We start from the raw sequence: 20,702 nt of genomic DNA, 5'->3' as shown, positions 1-20,702 counted from the left end.
TGCCGACACCCTCAGCCCTCTCATCCTTCCTGAGGATCCTGGGCGTGTCCCTCAGCGTGCTTCTGGTATCGGCCATCGTCGTCGGCGGATTCATCGCCGTCGACCTTCTCGATCGGGCCGGCGACGGCGCGGTCGCCCTCGAGGAGGGCGGGGAGGTCGCTCCCCCGGCGCTCGGCGCCTACCCGGACGATCAGGCCTTCAGCATCCTCGTCATCGGCACCGACGAATGCGGCGAGATCACGACCGAGCTGCTCGGCAAGAGGTGCGATGAAGCCGACGGCGGCATCCGCAACGACGTGAACCTGCTGGTGCACGTCTCGGCCGCGCCGCGCAACGTCACCGTCGTGTCGTTCCCGCGCGACCTGATGGTGCAGGTCCCCGAGTGCACCCGGGCGGACGGATCGACGGCGTCGGCGATGTCGAAGGCGCCCATGAACTCGCTCTTCGACCACGCAGGCATCTCGTGCATCGCGAAGACCATCACCGACCTCAGCGACATCCCGATCGAGTTCGCGGCGAAGATCAGCTTCGACGGAGTCATCGAGATCACCGACGCGATCGGCGGCGTCGAGGTCTGCGTCGCCGGGAACGGCATCCGCGATCCCCAGGCGGGCATCGAGCTGCCGGTCGGCACGCACACGGTCTCGGGTGCCGATGCGCTCGCCTTCATCCGCACGCGCCACGGCGTCGGCGACGAGAGCGACCTCGCCCGCATCTCGAACCAGCAGCAGTACATGTCGCGGCTGGCGAAGAAGATCCTCAGCGCGGAGACGCTGACCGATCCGGCGACCGTGCTGCGGCTGGCCAACACCGTGGCCGACAACATCGTCCCGAGCGACACGCTGAAGAACCCGCTCACCCTCAGCCAGCTCGCACTCGCCCTGAAGGACGTGCGGTTCACGGACTTCGTGTTCGTGCAGTACCCGAACCTCGACGACCCCGACAACCCGGGCATCAAGGTGGTGCCGAACGAGACGGCGGCCGAGCCTCTGTGGGCGGCGCTCGCGGCCGGCGAACCGATCTCGCTTTCAGGCGACGTGGCGACGCACTCCGGGGTGGAGCTCGCCGAACAGACGCCGACCGAGCAGACTCCGGTCGAGGAGACGCCCGCGGCGCCGGAGTCGACCGAGGGTCCCCGCGCCACGCTGCCCCCCGAGATCTCGGGTCAGAGCGTCGACCAGGAGACGTGCTCGAACGGCCGCCTGAACTGAGTCGGCCGCGTAGTCTCGAAGGATGGGCAGGACGAGAGCGCGCGACACCGAGCATCCGCAGGCGCGTCTCGACCACGGTGGCATCGCCCGCATCGTCCCCTCCGACTTCACCAGCGGCTTCGAGCTCATCGTCGACGACACCCCGCAGTCGCACGTCGACCTCGACGACCCCACGCACCTGCACTTCGAGTACATCGTGCGGATGGGAGCGGTCATCGACCAGCTCCCCGACGGCCCCCTCACCGCCGTGCACCTCGGGGCCGGCGCGCTCACCATCCCGCGCTACGTCGCTGCGACGCGGCCGGGCTCGCGCCAGCAGGTGATCGAACTCGAGGCACCGCTCGCCGCGCTCGTGCGCGAGCATCTCCCGCTCGCGCGCGACGCGGCGATCCGGGTGCGCATCGGCGACGCCCGGGAGGGAGTGGCGCGCCTTCCGGCCGCGCTGCACGGGTCGTGCGACCTCGTCGTCTCCGACGTGTACTCCGGCGCCCAGACCCCCGCGCACCTGACCAGCGTCGAGTTCTATCGCGAGCTGCGCGAGCTGCTGGCGCCCCGCGGGGTGCTGCTCGTGAACGTCGCGGACGGACCCGGCCTCGCCTTCGCCCGCCGTCAGGTCGCGACGATCGCCGAGGTGCTGCCCGAGATCGGCATCCTCGCCGACACCCAGGTGCTCAAAGGTCGTCGGTTCGGCAACCTGGTCATCGCGGCATCCGCCTCCCCGCTCCCCACGGAGTGGCTGCCTCGCATGCTCGCCGCGGGCCCGCACCCCGCGAAGATCGCTCAGGGCGCCGAGATCTCGTCGTTCGTCCAGGGCGCGCACGTCGTGACGGACGCGGATGCCGTGGCCTCGCCCCGGCCGGATGCCTCGCTCTTCCTGCGCTGAACATCGACAGCCGGACCGGATGCGGCGAATCGGGGCGTGCCGCCCCGGCTCGGGCGCCGGCGGAGGGCACACTGGTCGGGGGATGCTGCGAGAGGAGAGCAATGAGTTTCATCCGAGGATACGACCATGAGAGTCTTCGCGAGCTGGTCGATCTCGATGAATGCGCGGCACGGCTGGACGAGATCTCGCACCAGCGCAGCCTTCCCGCTCTGCTCGAGCGGGTGTGGCTGCTGAAGGTGCTGAACCGCCTCGACGACGCGCTCTCGATCGCCGACGAGGCCGTGCGCCAGGCCCGCATGGCCGGCACCCGCAAGGACGTGATCCGGGCCCGTGTGCTGCACGCCACCGTGCTGCAGCACCGCCGCGCTCACGCCGCCGCCGAGCAGGAGCTGGCGACGTGCGCCACCGAGGCCGAGGGGCAGCGGTGGGTGTCGATCGCCGCCTTCGCGTACCACCACCACGGTCGCAACGCCTACGAGGCGGGCGATTACGACACGGCGCGCGAGAGCTTCAAGCAGTCGCTGTTCCTGCGGCGGGAGGCCGGGGCCGACGACCGCGAACTCGAGACGGTGCTGCTCGCGATCGAGGCTGCCGAGCGCCGTCGCTCGTCCGAACTCCTCGCCGGCTGACTCTCCGACGGATGCCGCACGGCGGCTCTCGTGCGGCATCCGTCGCGCGGGGTGCCGCGGCGATGTCGGCGGCAGGGCTTAACCTGATCGCATGGCGGAACTTGACCGGGTGCGCGTCTGGGGCGACGCTCTCATCTCGATGCATCTCGACGACAGCTGGTCGTTCGGATTCGACAATGCGAAGCGCCGTGCCGGCCAGTGCGACTACTCGAAGAAGCGCATCACAGTGTCGCGGTATCTGGCCGCTCGGTTCGACGACGACGAGATCCACCAGGTGCTCCTGCACGAGGTCGCCCATGCGCTCGCAGGCCATGCGGCCGCACACGGCCCCGTCTGGAAGCGAGTGGCCCGCGACCTCGGCTACGTCGGGGGCACCACGCACCACGGCGAGACCGCCGTCGAGCTGGCCCCCTGGGTCGGGCAATGCCCCGCGGGGCATGTGACGTACCGTCACCGCCGTCCGTCACGCGCGACCTCGTGCGCCCGCTGCTCCCGCACCTTCGACGCGCGGCACCTCTTCTCGTGGACGAGGCGTGAGATCACGGCCGACACCCGGCTCGCCGCACAGTTGTCGCGCTGAGCAGCGGTCAGTCGAGCGGGGCAGCGCGGCAGCGCGGCAGCGCGGCAGCGCGGCAGCGCGGCGGCGCTGCCGTCTGAGCGCTCGCGGAGTCCGGAGTCAGTCGCGATGGGGCCGGTCGCCGGGCTCTCCGGCATCCCCCGCTGACGGGGCCGGGTCGGCCGTCTCGACACGCTCGTCGATCGCCTCGGAGCCATCGTGGATGGTCGCGCCGTCGAGGGGCTCGTCGTCACCGTCGTGGGCGGAGGACGCCCGCGCGCTCGACCGGCGGCGGAGCGCCGCCGCGACCGCACGCCACCCCACGATCAGCACGCCGAGCACCAGCGTCGCGACGATGATGAAGGCGACCTGCGCCGTGTCCCCCGCGGCCACGCGCAGCAGCAGTCCCCCGACCACCGTCACGCCCCAGACGACGGCACCCCAGGCCAGTGACCAGGGGCGCCGGGGACGCCCTGGCAGCAGCGCCGCCACGAGGTGTCCGAGCAACAGAGCCACGAGGAACGGCCAGGCCGTGACGAGGAAGCCCGCTGCGTCCTCCTGGTGGGAGGCTCGACCGATCACGGCGAAGACGAGCACGAGCAGGGCGTCGAGGATGAAGGCGGGGACGAACCTCATGCCCCGACCCTACGACCAGGTCGGCGTATCCGTCGCCAGACTCACGCGAAGGCGACGAACACCCCGTCTCGGAGCACGGGGACCGCGTCGATCGCGTCGAGCTCCGCGGCATCCGCGGCGGTGGTCGGGGTGAGGCCCGCGGCAGCCATGCGGTCCGTCGCCGGCACGCCGCCGGCGATCTCCCGCGCCGATCCGCTCGCGCTCAGCATGTGACGCAGCGCCCGGCGGAGAGCGCGGAACCCCTCGGCGGCCACCGCGGCATCCGGAGCGGTGTGGTCGATGCCGAGATCGGTGAGGGCGGCGATCACCGCCCCCGCGCCGAGCTGATCCTCGACGGCGAATCGGAGCCCGCCCGTGCTGTCGAGCTCGCCAGCGGCGATCACGGCGACGGAGGTACGGGCGTGGCGTCGCTCCTGCTCGACGGCGATCGCCCGCGCGACGGCACCGGCGTTGCGCACGCTACCGAGGAAGACTGTCGCCCCCTCCGCGGCGGCCGCCACCGCAGCGCCGTTGCGCGACCACTCCCCCGCGTCGGCGAGAGACACGGTGGCGCCGGCGGCGACGGCATCCGCCACCGTCGACGAGAAGCGCAGCACGTCGACCACCACGACGACGTCGGCTGCGGCCAGGCGCCCGAGGCCTTCGACGCCCCAGTCGAGGCGCACCTGATACGTGGACTGGTCGAAGGGAGTCGGCATCCGTCCAGCCTATGGCGCGACGACACCCCCGCCCTCTGAACGAGGGCGAGGGTGACGCAAGATGACGCTCAGTCGGCGGCGAGCGCCTCGACCGGAGCCACCCTGGTCGCGAGGCGCGTGGGCGCGGCAGCGGCCACGAGGGTCAGCGTAGCCGTCGCGATGACGATGATGACGACGGGCAGCCACGGCACGTGCGGAGCGACGAGCCCCGCCGGTTCGAAGTCGGGCAGCGTCGGGGTGGAGCCGAGCAGCGACTGCGCGGCGATCCACCCGTAGACGACTCCGAGGACGAGGCCGGTGAGCGTCGCCGCGACCGTGATGTGCGTCGCCTCCAGCAGCACCATGCGGCGCACCTGCCTGTTCGAGAGCCCGATCGATCGCAGCAGTCCCAGCTCGCGGCGCCGCTGCACGACGCCGATGGTCAGCAGGTTCACCAGTCCGACCGCGGCGATCACGGCCGAGACGGCGACGAGCACCATCATGACTCCGGCGAACGCGTCGAACGGGGTGAAGAACTCCGGCGGCACGTCGCCGCCCGACTGCCCGATCAGCATCTGCTTGACCGACTCCAGGGCGACGGCGAACATCGTCACCAGGGTGACGCCCATCACCACGCCGATCGCCATGCGGGATGATCGCTCGGGGTAGCGGAGGGCGTTCTCGGCGGCGAGTCGCGCGGTGGCGCTCGATCCGAACATCCGGCCGACGAGTCGCAGCACCGGCGGCATGAACAGCACGGACCCCATGGCGAGACCCGTGAACGACAGCAGCCCCCCGAAGAACGCGACGACCACGCCGAGCGGATGCAGCAGCCCGAGAACGACCCCGCCCGCGAGCAGCAGAGCGCCCGCGACGAGGAGGATCCACGCGCCGACGTGGCGCCCGGGACGGGAGACCTCGTCGTGCGTGCGCTCGACGGATCCGCCGATCGCCTGCAGCGGCGTGACGGTGAGCACACGACGCGATCCGGCCCAGGCGGCGGCCCACGTCGTGAGCGCCACACCGACGACCGGCAGCGCCACGAAGGGCTGGGCGAGGGTGAAGTCCGCCGGCACGGTGGCGATGAGCTGAGACCCGACCAGCACGCCCACCGCAGCGATGCCGACTCCGACCAGGAAGCCCAGCAGTGCGCCGATCACTCCGACGACGAGCCCCTGTCTGCCGACCTCACTGCGCTGCGACTGAGCCGTCGCGCCGATCAGGCGCATGAGGGCGATCTGTCGCGTGCGTCCGGCGATGATCGTCGAGAAGGTGTTCGCCGTCACGATGGCCGCGACGTACATCGCGACCCCGGCCAGGAGCACGGAGAGGATGCCGACGACGACGGCGAGCGTCTCGCTGTCGCCGATGAACGGGTCGGCCTGCAGCACGGCCCCGAGGAACGCCGTCGTCTCGACGAGCACGACCCCGAACCCCGCGGACAGCGCGGCGACGAGCACGCTCGCACCCATGCCGCGGTCGCGGAGCCACGCGAGACGCGGACCGGTGGCCGCCGTCTCGGGGACGATGGTCTTCGTGAGCGGCTCGGCCACGGCGGTCATGCCGTCACCTCGGCGGCGAGCATGTAGGCCGAGATCTCTTCGGCGCTCTGGCGGGGGTGGTCGGCGACGATGCGGCCGTCGCCGAGGAACAGGACCCGATCGGCGTAGCTGGCGGCGATCGCGTCGTGCGTCACCATGGCGATGGACTGGCCGTGCTCCCGGCTCGCCGCAGCGAGCAGCTGCAGCACCTCGCGGCCGGTGTGCGAGTCGAGGTTGCCCGTCGGCTCGTCCGCGAACACGAGGTCGGGCGCGGTCGCGAGGGCCCTGGCGATCGCCACGCGCTGCTGCTGTCCGCCCGAGAGCTGATGCGGACGGTGCTGGAGCCGTGACCCGAGGCCGAGCGTCTCGACGAGCCCGTCGATACGGGCCCGCTCGATGGCACTCGGTCGACGCCCGTCGAGCTCGAACGGCAGCAGGATGTTGCCGAGGGCCGTGAGCGTGGGCACCAGGTTGAACGCCTGGAAGATGAAGCCGACGCGGCGGCGGCGGAGGACGGTCAGGTCGAGGTCACCGAGACCCGTGATCTCGGTATCGCCGATCCACGCCCGCCCGTCGGAGGGCGCGTCGAGCCCGGCCATGATGTGCATGAGGGTGGACTTGCCGGATCCGGACGGACCCATGATCGCGGTGAACTGGCCGCGGCGGATTCCGACGCTGACGTCGTCGAGGGCGTGGACCGTGCCCTCGCCCGAGCCGTACGTCTTCGTGAGGTGCTGGACGCGGGCTGCGAGCCCGAGGTCGGTGGTCGTGATCTCCATGCTTCGACGCTATTCGCGGGGGTGTTCCCGGCGCGTCGCCCTGGCGACGCATCCTCGTACATCTGGAGGATGATCCGCATCCGCCCGATCCACCCCTCCCTGCGCGGCGCGCGGTGCGAGCGCGGCGCCCGGCGCGCGGGTCAGGCCAGGCCGTGCTCGAAGGCGAACACGACGAGCTGTACGCGGTCGCGCAGGGCGAGCTTGGTGAGGATGCGGCTGATGTGCGTCTTGACCGTCGCCTCGCTGAGGTACTCGCGCGCGGCGATCTCGGAATTCGACAGACCGCGTGCGGCGAGGGCGAAGATCTCCCGTTCGCGATCCGTCAGCGCGGCGAACTGAGGCGGCACGGGCTGGGGCGCCTCGGCGAAGTGCGCGAAGAGCTCGCGGGTGGCGGACGCGGCGATCACGCTGGACCCTGAGTGCACGGTGCGGATCGCGGCGAGCAGGAACTCGGGGTCGGCGTCCTTGAGCAGGAAACCGCTCGCTCCCTGCCGGATGGCACGGGCCGCCGCCTCATCGAGATCGAACGTGGTGAGCATCACGATGCGCGGCGGCTCGGGCTGCGTGAGGATCTCGGCCGTCGCAGTGAGGCCGTCCATGACCGGCATCCTGATGTCCATCAGCACGACGTCCGGATGCAGCGCCCGGACGAGGTCTATGGCCTCCTGCCCGTTGCCCGCCTCTCCGACGACGTCGAGGTCGGGCTGCGAGGCGATGAGCATCCGGATGCCGGCGCGGAACAGCGCCTGGTCATCGACGAGTACGACCCTGATCATGCAGCCTCTCCGATCGGGAGCGCCGCGCGCACGACGAACTGCGCGCCCTCTCGCTCCGCCTGAAGGCTACCGCCCACGAGTTGCGCCCGTTCGCGCATGCCGATGAGACCGTGCCCTCCGCTGGGCTGCGACGGCCCCGATCCGACGGTGTTGCGCACGTGGATCTCGACCCGGTCGGGCAACCACGCGAGATGCACGTCGACCTCTCCGTCTCCATGGCGGATGCTGTTGGTGAGCGCCTCCTGCAGGATGCGGTAGACGGCGAGCTGGATGGCCCCTGGCGGCTCGCCGGGCGGCGTCGGATCGATCGTGATCCGCGGCTCGATGCCCGCCTGCCGCACCTGCGCGAACAGCGTCTCGAGGTCGGCGAGCGTCGGCTGCGGGCCGTCGCCCTGCCGGTGCCGCAACTGGGTCAGCAGCAGGCGCACGTCGCTGAGCGCGCCGCGCGCGGTTTGCGCGATGGTGCCGAGCGCCTCGGTCGCCATCTCGGGCTTCACGGCTGCGGCGTACCGCGCTCCGTCCGCCTGCGCGATGACCACGGCGAGGGAGTGCGCCACGATGTCGTGCATGTCGCGCGCGATGCGCACACGCTCCTGCTCCTCTGCGGCGAGCGATTCGGCCTGCAGCTGGGCGGTTCGGGTGCGGCGGGCGCGAAGCACCACTCGCCACAGCAGCCCGCAGACCCACGCGAAACCCAGCGCGAGGATCGACAGCACGAGCAGCAGGGTGCTGGTCGAGATGGCGTTCCACCCGCTGGCGGCGTTGACCACGAGCCCGTTGACCACGACGATGTACACCGTCGCTGTGAAGCTCCCGGCGATGACCGACGCGAACCCCCACCAGAGCACGGTCCGCGACCCCCAGGCCGCCGTGGCGTAGAGCACCAGGAGGATCGCGATGTCGATGGGCAGCGGTCCGAATCCGGCGAGCATCTGCACGATGGCGCCGGCCCAGGCCGCCATCAGGGCGAGCGCGGGCGAGAGCCGACCGATCGCGACACCGCCGAACATCAGGGCACCTGCGGCGATCGACGCCACCACTGCCGGGACGGTGAGCTCGTTCGGACTCGTGTGATAGAAGATGACCGAGAACGGCGTGCACACGATGAACAGCAGCGCCGCCCCCACGATGTCGAGGGTGAGCGCGGTGCGCGAGAGCGAGCGGATCACTCCTCCACGCTACGCGGCAAGGATGCCGTCGGCATCCGTCTGCAGATGTACGCGCTCCCGGCGCGATCAGGCGCGGGCGATGATCTCGCCGTGCGGCACGAGGTACCACCCGTCGCCGTCGGCGGCCCAGCGCCTCCACGCCGCACTGATCTCGTCGAGATCGCCCGCGGTCGCCATCTTCGAGTCGAGGAGCTGCCGCGCGAGGGCGGATTCGCGGATGCGGTCCGCCCACATCCCGCCCCACCACTCCCGCTGCTCCGGAGTCGCGTAGCACCACGTGGATGCCGTCGCCTCGACGTCCGTGAACCCCGCGGCGCGCGCCCACGAGAGCAGCCGCCGTCCGGCATCCGGTTCCCCGCCGTTTGCTCGTGCGGCGCGTCGGTACAGGTCGAGCCAGCGGTCGAGCTCGGGCAGCACCGGGAACGACAGGAACCCGGCGTAGTCGGCGTCCCGCGCCGCGACGACGCCGCCGGGAACCGCGACGCGACGCATCTCGCGCAGCGCCTGCACTGGGTCGGCCACGTGCTGCAGCACCTGGTGGGCGTGCACCACATCGAAGCTGCCGTCGGGGAAGCTCAGCTCATGCACGTCCTCGACGGAGAAGTCGAGGTTCGTCAGGCCGCGTTCGGCCGCCAGTTCGCGCGAGAGCGACAGGGCGGCCTCGTCGATCTCGGTCGCGGTCACATGCGCGACCACGGACGCGAAGTCGACCGTGATGCTGCCGGGCCCCGCGCCGACGTCGAGCAACCGGACGCCGTCGTGCAGGTGCGGCCGAAGGTATGCCGCCGAGTTCCCGATATCGCGGACATTGTGCGAGCGGAGGACGGACTCGTGGTGCCCGTGCGTGTAGATGGCCATGCTCCAGTGTGTCAGGACGCCGGTCCGCCGCCCGACGAGATGTCATCACCTGCGCCCGGGGCGTCTCGGCGGCTCCGCACAGGGTCGACGGATGCCGCTCGCTCAGTCAGCGCAGGTCGGCGACGGCTCGGCGGATCGCCTCACGGTCGGGCTTGCCCGACGCGAGCACCTGCAGTTCATCGACGAGGATGAGCCGCGCCGGACGCGCATGCCTGCCGAGCTGCTCCGCGACGGCGTCCCTGGCGTGAGCGAGCTGCTCGGCCTCACTGCGGCGCAGGGCCGCGCCGCGTGCCGCGACGATGACCGACGCCTCTCCCCAGCGCTCGTCCTCGACGCCGACCACGACTGCGCCGCTCAGCCCCGGCACGGCACGGACGATCCGCTCGACGCGATCGAGGGAGACGTTGATGCCGCCCGACACGATCACGTTGTCGGCGCGGCCGTGCACCCGCACCACTCCGTCTTCGACGAGGCCCAGGTCGCCGGTGCGATACCAGCGGATGCCGTGCTCGTCGCGGACGAAGTTGTGGGCGGTCAGGGCACCATCGCCGATGTAGCCATCAGCGAGCATGGGGCCGGCGATGCGGAGCTCGCCGCCGACCGCCCGCACGAGGGCGCCGTCGAGCGGGACGCCGTCGTACACGCAGCCGCCGCTCGTCTCGGTCGACCCGTAGGTGCGCACGAGCTGCACCCCCAGGTCGTCCGCGCGGTCGCGCAGCGGCTCGGGAAGCGCCTGACCGCCGACGAGGATGGCACGGTACGCCCGCAGTGCCGCACGTACCGGAGCATCGTCGGCCGCGTCGAGCAGGGTCGACAGCTGGGCGGGGACGAGCGAGGTGTACAGCTCGGGCACTGCCCCACCGGTCGACGGGCGCAGCATCGACAGGGTCGCCTCCGCGAAGGACTCCGGGGAGAACCTGCCGGCCAGCGCCACCGGCTCGGTGCCGGCGAGATACGACCGCACGAGCACCTGCAGTCCGGCGACGTACCCGGCGGGCAGGGCCAGCAGCCAGCGTCCGGAGCCGAGGCGTGCGGCCGTCGCCTCCGCGCTCGCCCGCAGGGCCTCGCCGCTGAGCGCGACCCGCTTGGGGATCCCGCTCGACCCCGACGTCGCGATGACCACGGCGGTGCCCTGCGGCACCCAGTCCGGAGCGTCCGCGAGCATTCCGAAACCCAGAGCCGGTCCGTGGTCGAGAGCCCGGGCGAGGGCATCGCGCAGGAGCGCCGGATCGTCGGCATCCATCGGGATCAGCGCGACCATGGGGGCCTCAGGATCTCAGTAGTGCCAGGGGAACGACGACCAGTCGGCGTCGCGCTTCTCGAGGAACGAGTCACGACCTTCGACCGCCTCGTCGGTGCCGTAGGCGAGACGCGTGGCCTCACCCGCGAAGACCTGCTGCCCGACGAGCCCGTCGTCGACGGCGTTGAACGCGAACTTCAGCATGCGGATCGCGGTCGGGGACTTCGTCAGCACGGTGCGCGCCATCGCCAGCGCCTCGCGCTCGAGATCGTCGTGCGGCACGACACGGTTCACGGCGCCGGCCTCGTACGCACGCTGCGCCGAGTACTCCTCGGCAAGGAAGAACACCTCGCGCGCGAACTTCTGACCGGTCTGCCGTGCCATGTACGCGGATCCGTATCCCGCGTCGAAGCTGCCGACGTCGGCATCCGTCTGCTTGAAGCGCGCCTGCTCGGCGGAGGCGATGGTGAGGTCGCAGACGACATGGAGGGAGTGGCCTCCCCCGGCCGCCCAGCCGGGGACGACGGCGATGACGACCTTCGGCATGAAGCGGATCAGCCGCTGCACCTCGAGGATGTGCAGGCGCCCGGCGCGCGCGGGGTCGTGCACGACCTTCTCGTCGTCGGAGTACTTGTAGCCGTCCCGTCCGCGGATGCGCTGATCGCCGCCCGAGCAGAAGGCCCAGCCGCCGTCCTTCGGGCTCGGCCCGTTTCCGGTGAGCAGCACGGCGCCGATCCGCGGATCCTGTCGGGCGGTGTCCAGCGCGCGGTACAGCTCGTCGACCGTGTGCGGGCGGAACGCGTTGCGCACCTCGGGGCGGTTGAAGGCGATGCGGGCGACGCCGCCGTCGTGCGTGACATGGGCGGTGATGTCGGTGTAGTCCTCCGCGCCGGGCGCGAGCACCCATTCGTCGGGGTCGAACAGGTCGGAGACGAATGCGCTGGTCACGGCATCCAGCCTATTCCCGGAGGTCCGGTCGGCGAGGCGTTCCGGTCGCAGTTCGTGCCGTTTCCGTGCGCGGGGAACGGCACGAAGTGCGACCGGAGTGCCCGTGCCTCACGAGCGGCGAGCGCGCAGCGCCTTGATCCAGCCGTCGATCGCATCCCACAGCCCTGCGCCGACGATGACCACGCCGAGGATGACGGAGAGGACGTTCATGATCCCGCCCTGCTCGGCGGCTCGCGCGTCGACCTCAGCCAGCTCGGCGGCGTGCGCGGTGGCCAGATATTCCAGGAACCCGGGGTTCACGAGCTGATCGGAGAGGAGCAGGTACAGCGCGACTGCCACGAAAGCGACCGCAAGCAGGGTGTTCACCACGGCGGCTCCGATCGTCCAGCGCCGAGCGCGGTAGACGACGATCGCCAGTACCAGTTCGCCGAGCATCAGCGCGAACAGCACGGCCATGCCGAGTGGCCAGAGAGCGGGGTCGAGAATCGGCACCGGCACGCCGTCATCTCGGACGAAACCGCGCAAGGCATCCCACAGGATCGCACCGGCCGCAGCGACGAGGAAGACGGCGGTGGCGATCAGATCGGCGCGACCGGGACCGGGATCGGTGGGATCGGGCAGCCGGTCGGGATTCCAGGTCGAGCGCAGGCCGGTGGCGGTGCGCTCCAGAATCGCGAAGACGAGGGTCGTCCAGAAGCCCACGTGCACGATCGACAGCACCACTGTGGTCGCCACCGCGCCCGCGGTCTCGCCGAAGGTCGCGAACTCGAAGACCTTCCCGATCGCGACGCCGACACCGGCGAAGGTCGGCACGATCCACAGCAGCACCTTCAGCAGACGCCACCAGGTGAGATAGTACTTCGGACCGATGAGCTGCAGCGGCCGATCGGCGTATCCGGCCGCGAGGACGCCCGGGTCCCCGAGCCCGACGATGACGGCGCGCTCAGCACTCTGCGAGCCCTCGCCCTGCTCCCGTCGTGCTTCGACGGCATCGGCGATGGATGCTTCGAGCTCGGCCCGTACGTCGTCTTGCGTCTCGGGTGGCAGGCTGTGGACGGTCGCACTGATGTAGCGCTCGGTGAGGGTGGCGGTGCTGGTGCGGGGCATGTCAGTTCTCCTCTGCGGTGAGAGAGGCGATGGCCGCGGTGAGTGCGCGCCATTCGTCGGTGAGTGTGTCGGCGAGCCGGATGCCGGACTCGGAGGTGCGATAGAACTTGCGGGGTCGCGCCTCGTCGGTGTTCCACTCGCTGGTCAGGTACCCCTGCTTCTCGAGACGACGCAGCAGCGGGTAGAGCGTGTTCGCGTCGGTGGCGAACCCTCGGGCGGCGAGCTGCTCGAGGAGGCCGTAGCCGTACCCCGCGGCACGCAGCAACTGCAGACACGCGAGCACCACGGTGCCGCGCCGCAGCTCCTGCAGGTGGGTGTCGAGCGTCTCGTTCATGTCCATCACATTACTGTGTGTCACACACTATAGTCAACGACACATCGTCATAAGCGCCATCTCCCGACCCGGCAGCGGCACGGAGCCAACCCACCCCTCTGCGTGCGAGCCAGATTTGTTTGCATGCGGTGGCTCGCGCCGAGTTCGACTCGCTGGGGATCACGGCAGAGCAGAATGGGCACATGATCCCGCCGCTCGCAGACCTGCTCGACTCCGCCCGGGTCGTCGCCCTCCCGATGCACACCCGCTTCCGCGGGGTGGACACCCGCGAAGCGCTGCTCTTCGAAGGTCCGGAAGGATGGGCTGAGTTCTCGCCGTTCCTCGAGTACGACGACGCCGAGGCAGCGACGTGGCTCAGCGCGGCGATCGACTTCGCGTGGCGCCCGCAGCCCACGGCGGTGCGCGACCGCATCCGCGTGAATGCGACGATCCCCGCGGTCGATCCGGAGCGCGTGCCCGAGGTGCTGGCCCGCTTCGCCGGCTGCCGCACCGCCAAGATCAAGGTCGCCGACCCCGGCCAGTCGCTCGCCGACGACGTCGCGCGGGTCCGTGCCGTGCGCGAGGCGATGGGACCGGAGGGGCGCATCCGCGTCGACGCGAACGGACTCTGGAACGTCGACGAAGCCGAGCACGCCGCGCACGCCCTGGCCGAGTACGACCTCGAATACATCGAGCAGCCGTGCGCGACGGTGCCGGAGCTCACCGAGCTCCGCACGCGCGTGAAGTACATGGGCATCCCGCTCGCCGCCGACGAGAGCGTGCGCAAGTCGTCGGACCCGCTCGCCGTGGCCAGGGCGAAGGCGGCCGACCTGCTCGTCATCAAGGCGCAGCCGCTCGGCGGCATCACCCACGCGCTGCAGATCGTCACCGCGGCCGGACTTCCGGTCGTCGTGTCGAGCGCCCTCGACACCGCGATCGGCCTCTCGCAGGGAGCCGCCCTCGCCGCCGCGCTGCCGACGCTGGACTACGACTGCGGGCTCGGCACGGCATCCCTCTTCGTCGACGACGTCGCCGACCGCCGCCCGGTCGACGGCGCGATCCCGGCGGGGCGCGTCATCCCCGATGCCGCCGCCCTCACCCGCCTAGCGGCCGGCGATGACCGCCGCGACTGGTGGCTCGACCGCCTCCGCCGCTGCCACGAGGCACTCGCCGCGATCGGCTAGCCGCCGACGGCGATCAGGCGAGCAGGAGCTGCACGAGCCGGCCGAGCTCCTCGCTGCCGGAGTGACGCAGCTGTTCGGCGTCGTGGCCGGCCATCGCTCCGCGCACGGTCATGCCCTCCCAGATGATCATGAGCATGCGAGCGGCGGCGTCCGCGGGGATGCGCAGTTCGAGCGAGCTCGCGTCGACGATGTCCGACACGATCGTCGCGATGCTCGACACCATCTCGCGCTCCTGGGCGAGGTAGGCCGCGCCGAACTGCGCGTCGCGCAGGGCGCGGATGCGGATCTCGCTCATCAGCATGACGTTGAGGCGGTCGTCGCTGCCGGCGTCCATGATCTGCTGCACGAGGTCGACGGGGTCGCAGTCGTCCACGAGTCCGCCGTCGGCGGCGATCTCCTCGACCCTGGTGCGTACGGCATCCACGCGCTGTTCGGCGACGCGGCCGGCGAGCATGAGGAACAGCTCGTCCTTCGACTCGAAGTTCGAGTAGAAGGCGCCGCGGGTGAAGCCGGCGCGTTCGCACACCGTCTCGACCGATGCACCCTCGAGTCCGACCTCGGCGAAGACCTGCGCCGCGGCGTCGAGCAGACGGGCGCGGGTGTTCTCCCTGCTCCGAGTGGCGGTCGTCGTCATCGAATCCTCCTGACCCCTCATTCTCACACCCTGTCCACAGACTCCGGCGTGCCGATCACCTTACGATACAACTATGTATTGGATACATTTGTGTATCCAACCCGCATCCTCGGAGGAGCCTCGTGTCCACACTGCTGTCCTCGCTCGGTCGCTGGTCGTACCGGCACCCCTGGCGCGTCCTCGTGTCGTGGCTGCTCGCACTGGGTCTGGCCGGCGCCGGAGCACTCGTGCTCGGCGCGGGGACCGACAACACCTTCTCGATCCCTGGGACCGAGTCGCAGGCGGGCCTCGAGCAGCTGAACCGTTCGTTCCCCCAGGTCAGCGGTACGAGCGCGCAGATCATCGTGGTCACCGCCGACGGCGACTCGATCGCCGACGATCCATACCGGGCCGACATCGAGGACACGGTCGAGAAGCTCGCCGATCTCGACGACTCCGTCCTCTCGGCGACCTCACCGTTCGATGAGAACGTCAGCGGCATGGTCAACGACGACGAGACCGCCGGGATCATCCGACTCCAGTTCGACGGGCAGTCCAGCGACATCGACGACCAGACGAAGGACGACCTCCGCGCCGTCGTCGCCGATCTCTCCGACGAGCTGCCCTCCGGCTCGCAGACCGCCCTCGGCGGCGATCTGTTCGCGACGTCGATCCCCGGAGTCACCCTGACCGAGGCCGTCGGCCTGCTCATCGCCCTGCTCGTGCTGATCGTCACGTTCCGCTCGTTCGTCGTCGCCGGACTCCCCCTCCTCACCGCTGTGCTCGGCGTGGGCATCTCGATGGCAGGCATCTTCGCCGCCACAGCCTTCGCCACGGTCTCGTCGACGACCCCGCTGCTCGCACTCATGCTCGGACTCGCCGTCGGCATCGACTACGCCCTGTTCATCATGGCCAGGCACCAGGACCAGGTGAGAGAGGGGACCGACCCCGAGGAGTCCGCATCCCGCGCGGTGGGCACCGCCGGCTCGGCCGTGGTGTTCGCGGGAGTCACGGTGCTCATCGCGCTGATCGGGCTCGGCTTCGCCGGCATCCCGTTCCTCACCACCATGGGCATCGCCGCCTCGGTCGCCGTCGCGATCGCCGTGGCCATCGCCGTGACGCTCACGCCCGCTCTGCTCGGCTTCATGAAGGGTCGTGTCGTCGGGCGACCGCGCCGCGCACCGAGGGCGAAGAAGGGCCAGGCGGCTCCCGCCCCCCGCCGGGGTTTCAGCGAGCGCTGGGTGGCCGGTGTCACGAGGCGGCCGATCCTCGTGTCGCTCGCCGTGGTGATCGGTCTGGGCATCGTCGCCGTGCCTGCGCTCAGCCTGAACCTCGCCCTGCCCAACGCGGGCGTGCTGCCGAGGGACTCCGAGGCGCGGCAGAGCTACGACCTCGTCGCCGACGAGTTCGGCGCGGGCTTCAACGGCCCGCTGATCCTCACCGGCACCATCGTCACGAGCACCGATCCACTCACCCTCATGCAGGATCTCGGCGACGAGGTCGCGAAGATCGACGGCGTGAAGGAGGTCGCCCTCGCCACCCCGAACGAGACGGCCGACACCGGCATCGTCCAGATCGTCCCCGAGACCGCACCGGACGACCCGGCCACCGCCGACCTCGTACGGGAGCTCCGCGCACACCACGATGAGTGGCTCGACGAGTTCGGCGTCGACCTCAAGGTCACCGGCTTCACGGCTGTCGGCATCGACATCTCCGATCAGCTCGGCCACGCTCTGCTGCCGTTCGGCATCTTCGTGATCGGCCTCTCGCTGATCCTGCTCACGATCGTCTTCCGGTCGCTGTGGGTGCCGGTGACCGCGGCCGCCGGCTACCTGCTGTCGATCGTCGCCGGATTCGGCATCGTCGGCGCGGTGTTCGAATGGGGTTGGTTCGCCGACGCCCTGCACGTCGCGAAGGTCGGACCGATCATCAGCTTCATGCCGATCATCCTCATGGGCGTGCTCTTCGGCCTCGCGATGGACTACCAGGTGTTCCTCGTCTCGCGGATGCGCGAGGACTACGTTCACGACCCCGATTCCAAGAGCCCGGATCGTCTCACCCGGCGCGCAGCGGCCCTCCGCGCGGTGCGCAGCGGGTTCACCGGGTCGGCCAAGGTCGTCACCGCCGCCGGACTCATCATGTTCGCGGTGTTCGTCGCATTCGTGCCGGAGGGCGACTCCTCGCTCAAACCCATCGCGCTGGGCCTCGCGGCAGGCATCGCGATCGACGCGTTCCTCGTGCGGATGACGCTGATCCCCGCACTCATGGCGATCCTCGGAGAACGCGCCTGGCAGATCCCGGCGTGGCTCGAGCGCATCCTGCCGAGCGTCGACATCGAGGGCGAGGCGGTCGAGCGCGAGCGTCACCTGGCCGACTGGCCCGGCGACGACTCGGTGGTGGCCGCCGACGATCTCGCGATCACGGATGCCGGGATCCGGGCGCTGCACCTGCGGGTGGCGCCCGGCGGTTCGACCGTCGTGACGGGGGCGTCGGCCGGCGCGCGGCGCGTTCTCGCGCTCGCCCTCGCGGGGCGCATCACCCCCGATGGCGGGCGCCTGCGGGTCGCCGGCCATCTGCTGCCCGGCCGCGCGGCCTGGGTGCGCGCTCACGTGGGCGCTGTCATCTCCACGGATGCCGACCGCACAGCATCCGAGCTCTCCGAGGCACTGCGCGGGCACCCGGCACTCCTCGTGATCGACGGTGTCGACCGGCTGTCGCAACCGCAGCACGACCAGCTCGTCGCGCGCCTGCGCGACGCGGACCCGACGCTCGCGGTGGTGCTCACCGCCGGCTCCCCCGGCCCCGCGGTCGCCGTGCTCGAAGCGGCCGGACGCACAGCGCCCGCCCCGACCGATCTCGACACCGCCGCGCCCCACACGCCGGCCCCCTCCGTCGACACCCCGCCTTCGCGTCGAGACCCCGCCCTCTTGACGTCAACAGCGGGGGGTCTCGACGCGAAGTCGGGGTCTCGCCGCCTAAGCGACCGCGACAGCGACAGCGACCGCGACACCGACACCGACACCGACACCACGACCGAGGTGCACGCATGAACCGCCCGCTCTCCGCCCGCCGCCCGCTCACGTGGCTGACGATCCTCGGCATCCTGCTGCTGCCGGCGGCCATCGGCGGCATCCTCGTCGCCGCCCTGCAGAACCCGACCGAGCGCCTCGACTCGATGACCGCCGCGATCGTGAACCTCGACGACCCCGTCGAGATCGACGGGCAGCTCACCCCGCTCGGCCGCCAGCTCGCCTCGGGTCTCGTAGAGGGCTCGGACGACCTCGACTCGAACCTCACCTGGGTGATCTCGAACGAGGAGGATGCCGCAGACGGCCTCGCGGACGGCACGTACCAGGCCGTCATCACGATCCCCGAGGACTTCTCCGCCGCCGCGACCTCGGCCGGACAGGCGATCTCCGACGGCGGCGGCGACGCCGAGCAGGCCACCATCCGCGTCACGACCCCCGACGACGGCCTCGTGGCCGACGACCTCATCACCAGCCAGATCGCGACCGTCGCGGCGTCCAGCCTGGGCTCCATGATCTCGGAGGCGACGACAGACAACATCCTCGTCGGGTTCACCACCATCGGCGACCAGATCGGGGAAGCAGCCGACGGCGCCGCCCAGCTCGCCACGGGCGCACGGGATGCCGCGACCGGCGCCGCCGCGATCCCCGACGGTGCGACGCAGCTCGCCTCGGGTGCCACGCAGCTGGGGTCGGGAGCCTCGACACTCGCCTCAGGGCTGGACACCCTCACCGGCAAGACCCGGGAGGCAGCAGCTGGTGCCGCGACCATCGGAGACGGTCTGACCGCAGGGGGTCAGCAGCTGCAGGCGCAGGCGAGCGGCGCGGCTCTCGTCGCCGAAGGGTCGGCGCAGCTGGCAGCCGGTCTGCAGCAGCTCGCGGGCGGATGCACCGTCTCGGGCGGCTCGCCGGAGTTCTGCCAGCAGTTGGCCGCAGCCGCGGCGGGTGCGACGCAGACCGACCAGGGCGTGCAGCAGCTCGCCGCACTCCCCGGCGTCATCGCCCCGCAGATGAGCCAGGCGGGCGACGGAGCCACGCAGCTCGCGAGCGGCCTCACGCAGCTCGCAGACGACGGCCTCGCACCGTCGGCCACTGGCGCTCGGACGCTCGGCACTGGTGCGAACCAGCTGGCGACCGGAGCGAACGACCTTGCCACCGGCGCGGCCGAACTCACGACGGGGCTCGACAGCCTCGCCACGGGCACCGGCGACCTGGCTGGGGGCTTGCGAACGGCAGCCGACTCCCTCCCCTCGTTCAGCGAATCCGAGTCGACGTCTCTCGCGTCGGTGATCGCCGATCCGGTGGCCGCCGACGGCGCCGGTGACACCATCTTCGGGCCGACGGCGATCCCGCTGCTGACGGCCGTCGTGCTGTGGTTCGGGGCGCTGGCCTCGTTCCTCGTGCTGCGGCCGCACACCGCCGGCACGCTGACCTCGCGCCGCTCGTCGGCGAGTCTCGCGTTGCGTGCCTTCGCGCCCGCAGCGGCGATCGGCGCCGGTCAGGGCGTGCTCGTGGCGCTCATCGTGCAGATCGTCGCCGGCTACGACGCCGCCACCTGGTGGGCGTTCGCCGGCATGGCCGTGCTCGCCGCGGTGGCGTTCGCTGCAGTGAACCAGGCGCTCGTGGCCGTCTTCGGCGGGGCGGGCAGGTGGGTCGCCGCTCTGGTGGGCGTGCTCGCCATCGCCACCGGGATCGTCTCGACCGTGCCCGAGTGGCTGGCCGCGATCGGCGCCGCCCTGCCGACGGCATCCGCTTTCTCCGGTCTGATCTCGGCGAACGGCGCCGCCGCGTCCGCGCTGGTGGTGTGGGGTGTTCTGGCCCTCGTCGCGACGACGTTGGCCGTGACGCTGCGCCGCACGACCTCGGTGAAGGCGGCCCTGGCGACCGCCTGATCGTCGTGTGACGCTCATCCGGCCCGGTGTGACAACGAACAGCAGGGCGTCTCCGTACGATCGGGACATGCGCCGACCATTCATGGACACCCCCGATCAGCTCGCCTCGCTCGACGGCCAGCAGTACCTCGTGCTGCGACCGACGGGGGCGGTGGCCGCACTTTACGAGCGGGAGCAGGATGCCGCGCTGCAGCGCGCCGACGTCCGTCACCCGCACACCGGTCACGTCACGCTGCGCGGGTTCTACGAACCGGAGCGGCGCGACGAGCTGACCGCCCTGGTGCGGGAGTGGGCGGCCGTGCAGTCTCCGATAGAGGTCACGGTCGAGGCCGTCGACGTCTTCCCGATGCCCTGGCAGATCCTGATCCTGCGACTCGTGCGCAGCGAGTCACTCGTCTCGGCCTATGCGAGCCTCACCGGCGCGCTGGAGGCGACCGACTTCTACCGGCTCGGCGAACTGAGCCTCGAGGACTGGACCTTCCACCTGTCGGTCCTCTACGGCAAGACGCTCTCCCCCGAGGCATGGGACGCGCTGGCGACGGCATCCGTCCGGGAGCTGTCGGATCACCCGTCCGAGATCATCGACGAGATCGAGCTCGTCTCGTACGACGGAGGGGTGGAGCACGCCGAGGTCATCCGCCTCGGCGGCTGACCGCCTCGGAGT

General features: G+C 70.9%; 20 protein-coding genes. 8 read left to right on the top strand and 12 right to left on the bottom strand.

Annotation, left to right across the window (positions count from 1 at the left end):
* The first annotated feature begins 44 nt into the window (after nt 1-44).
* The 4 genes from FSY98_RS11950 to FSY98_RS11935 all read left to right on the top strand — a co-directional run bounded on the left by FSY98_RS11950 (nt 45) and on the right by FSY98_RS11935 (nt 3,303).
* The gene (locus FSY98_RS11950; RefSeq protein WP_260857390.1) at nt 45-1,211 is read left to right on the top strand and encodes an LCP family protein; all 1,167 of its coding nucleotides are present in this window, start codon (nt 45-47) and stop codon (nt 1,209-1,211) included.
* Between the two features lie 22 nt (nt 1,212-1,233).
* Nucleotides 1,234-2,094, top strand: a complete 861-nt coding sequence (locus FSY98_RS11945) for a spermidine synthase (protein ID WP_144876902.1) — start codon at nt 1,234-1,236, stop codon at nt 2,092-2,094.
* Nucleotides 2,095-2,195: 101 nt separating this feature from the next.
* Nucleotides 2,196-2,723 carry a hypothetical protein gene (locus tag FSY98_RS11940; RefSeq protein WP_144876901.1) on the top strand — a complete coding sequence of 176 codons (528 nt, stop codon included), beginning with the start codon at nt 2,196-2,198 and terminating at the stop codon, nt 2,721-2,723.
* Between the two features lie 91 nt (nt 2,724-2,814).
* Entirely contained in the window at nt 2,815-3,303 is a 489-nt protein-coding gene (locus FSY98_RS11935; protein WP_144876900.1) for a SprT-like domain-containing protein, read from the top strand.
* A gap of 96 nt (nt 3,304-3,399) precedes the next feature.
* Here the strand turns inward: FSY98_RS11935 and FSY98_RS11930 are convergent, their stop codons facing one another.
* The 11 genes from FSY98_RS11930 to FSY98_RS11880 form a co-directional block, all read right to left on the bottom strand.
* Nucleotides 3,400-3,915, bottom strand: coding sequence for a DUF3054 domain-containing protein (locus FSY98_RS11930; protein ID WP_144876899.1), 516 nt, complete (start codon nt 3,913-3,915; stop codon nt 3,400-3,402).
* A gap of 41 nt (nt 3,916-3,956) precedes the next feature.
* The gene (locus FSY98_RS11925; RefSeq protein ID WP_144876898.1) at nt 3,957-4,613 is read right to left on the bottom strand and encodes a 2-phosphosulfolactate phosphatase; all 657 of its coding nucleotides are present in this window, start codon (nt 4,611-4,613) and stop codon (nt 3,957-3,959) included.
* 68 nt (nt 4,614-4,681) lie between these two features.
* Complete coding sequence (locus FSY98_RS11920) at nt 4,682-6,154, bottom strand: ABC transporter permease (RefSeq protein WP_144876897.1); 1,473 nt, start codon at nt 6,152-6,154, stop codon at nt 4,682-4,684.
* A complete protein-coding gene (locus FSY98_RS11915; RefSeq protein ID WP_144876896.1) occupies nt 6,151-6,912 on the bottom strand; it encodes an ABC transporter ATP-binding protein in 762 nt (253 codons plus the stop codon). The genes FSY98_RS11920 and FSY98_RS11915 overlap by 4 nt, the downstream gene beginning before the upstream one ends.
* 140 nt (nt 6,913-7,052) lie before the next feature.
* Nucleotides 7,053-7,688, bottom strand: coding sequence for a response regulator transcription factor (locus FSY98_RS11910; RefSeq protein ID WP_144876895.1), 636 nt, complete (start codon nt 7,686-7,688; stop codon nt 7,053-7,055).
* Nucleotides 7,685-8,857 (bottom strand): sensor histidine kinase, encoded by a 1,173-nt coding sequence (locus FSY98_RS11905; protein WP_144876894.1) that lies wholly within the window; start codon nt 8,855-8,857, stop codon nt 7,685-7,687. The genes FSY98_RS11910 and FSY98_RS11905 overlap by 4 nt, the downstream gene beginning before the upstream one ends.
* Nucleotides 8,858-8,923: 66 nt before the next feature.
* A complete protein-coding gene (locus tag FSY98_RS11900) occupies nt 8,924-9,715 on the bottom strand; it encodes a class I SAM-dependent methyltransferase (protein ID WP_144876893.1) in 792 nt (263 codons plus the stop codon).
* 106 nt (nt 9,716-9,821) lie between these two features.
* Nucleotides 9,822-10,976, bottom strand: a complete 1,155-nt coding sequence (locus FSY98_RS11895; RefSeq protein ID WP_144876892.1) for an AMP-binding protein — start codon at nt 10,974-10,976, stop codon at nt 9,822-9,824.
* 15 nt (nt 10,977-10,991) lie between these two features.
* Nucleotides 10,992-11,903, bottom strand: a complete 912-nt coding sequence (locus tag FSY98_RS11890) for a 1,4-dihydroxy-2-naphthoyl-CoA synthase (protein ID WP_144876891.1) — start codon at nt 11,901-11,903, stop codon at nt 10,992-10,994.
* A 108-nt stretch (nt 11,904-12,011) separates the two neighbouring features.
* On the bottom strand, nt 12,012-13,010 hold the full coding sequence (locus FSY98_RS11885; protein WP_144876890.1) for a permease prefix domain 1-containing protein: 999 nt from the start codon (nt 13,008-13,010) through the stop codon (nt 12,012-12,014).
* A 1-nt stretch (nt 13,011) separates the two neighbouring features.
* Nucleotides 13,012-13,344 (bottom strand): PadR family transcriptional regulator, encoded by a 333-nt coding sequence (locus FSY98_RS11880; RefSeq protein WP_144876889.1) that lies wholly within the window; start codon nt 13,342-13,344, stop codon nt 13,012-13,014.
* Nucleotides 13,345-13,526: 182 nt separating this feature from the next.
* On the opposite strand from FSY98_RS11880, the gene FSY98_RS11875 reads away from it, so the two are divergent.
* Nucleotides 13,527-14,507, top strand: a complete 981-nt coding sequence (locus FSY98_RS11875; RefSeq protein WP_144876888.1) for an o-succinylbenzoate synthase — start codon at nt 13,527-13,529, stop codon at nt 14,505-14,507.
* Nucleotides 14,508-14,520: 13 nt separating this feature from the next.
* Here the strand turns inward: FSY98_RS11875 and FSY98_RS11870 are convergent, their stop codons facing one another.
* Nucleotides 14,521-15,141 (bottom strand): TetR/AcrR family transcriptional regulator, encoded by a 621-nt coding sequence (locus FSY98_RS11870; protein WP_144876887.1) that lies wholly within the window; start codon nt 15,139-15,141, stop codon nt 14,521-14,523.
* A gap of 122 nt (nt 15,142-15,263) precedes the next feature.
* Here FSY98_RS11870 and FSY98_RS11865 point away from each other — a divergent pair, with 122 nt between their 5' ends.
* From FSY98_RS11865 to FSY98_RS11855, 3 genes are all read left to right on the top strand, one after another.
* Nucleotides 15,264-18,170, top strand: a complete 2,907-nt coding sequence (locus FSY98_RS11865) for an efflux RND transporter permease subunit (RefSeq protein WP_260857389.1) — start codon at nt 15,264-15,266, stop codon at nt 18,168-18,170.
* Nucleotides 18,167-20,038 carry a YhgE/Pip domain-containing protein gene (locus tag FSY98_RS11860; RefSeq protein WP_144876886.1) on the top strand — a complete coding sequence of 624 codons (1,872 nt, stop codon included), beginning with the start codon at nt 18,167-18,169 and terminating at the stop codon, nt 20,036-20,038. Before FSY98_RS11865 ends, FSY98_RS11860 begins: the two co-directional genes overlap by 4 nt.
* Nucleotides 20,039-20,105: 67 nt before the next feature.
* A complete protein-coding gene (locus tag FSY98_RS11855) occupies nt 20,106-20,690 on the top strand; it encodes a 2'-5' RNA ligase family protein (RefSeq protein WP_260857388.1) in 585 nt (194 codons plus the stop codon).
* Nucleotides 20,691-20,702: the final 12 nt, after the last annotated feature.

This window comes from Microbacterium sp. 1.5R, assembly GCF_007667425.1.
Taxonomy (GTDB): domain Bacteria; phylum Actinomycetota; class Actinomycetes; order Actinomycetales; family Microbacteriaceae; genus Microbacterium.
This window is presented reverse-complemented; position numbering and strand designations above follow the sequence as displayed.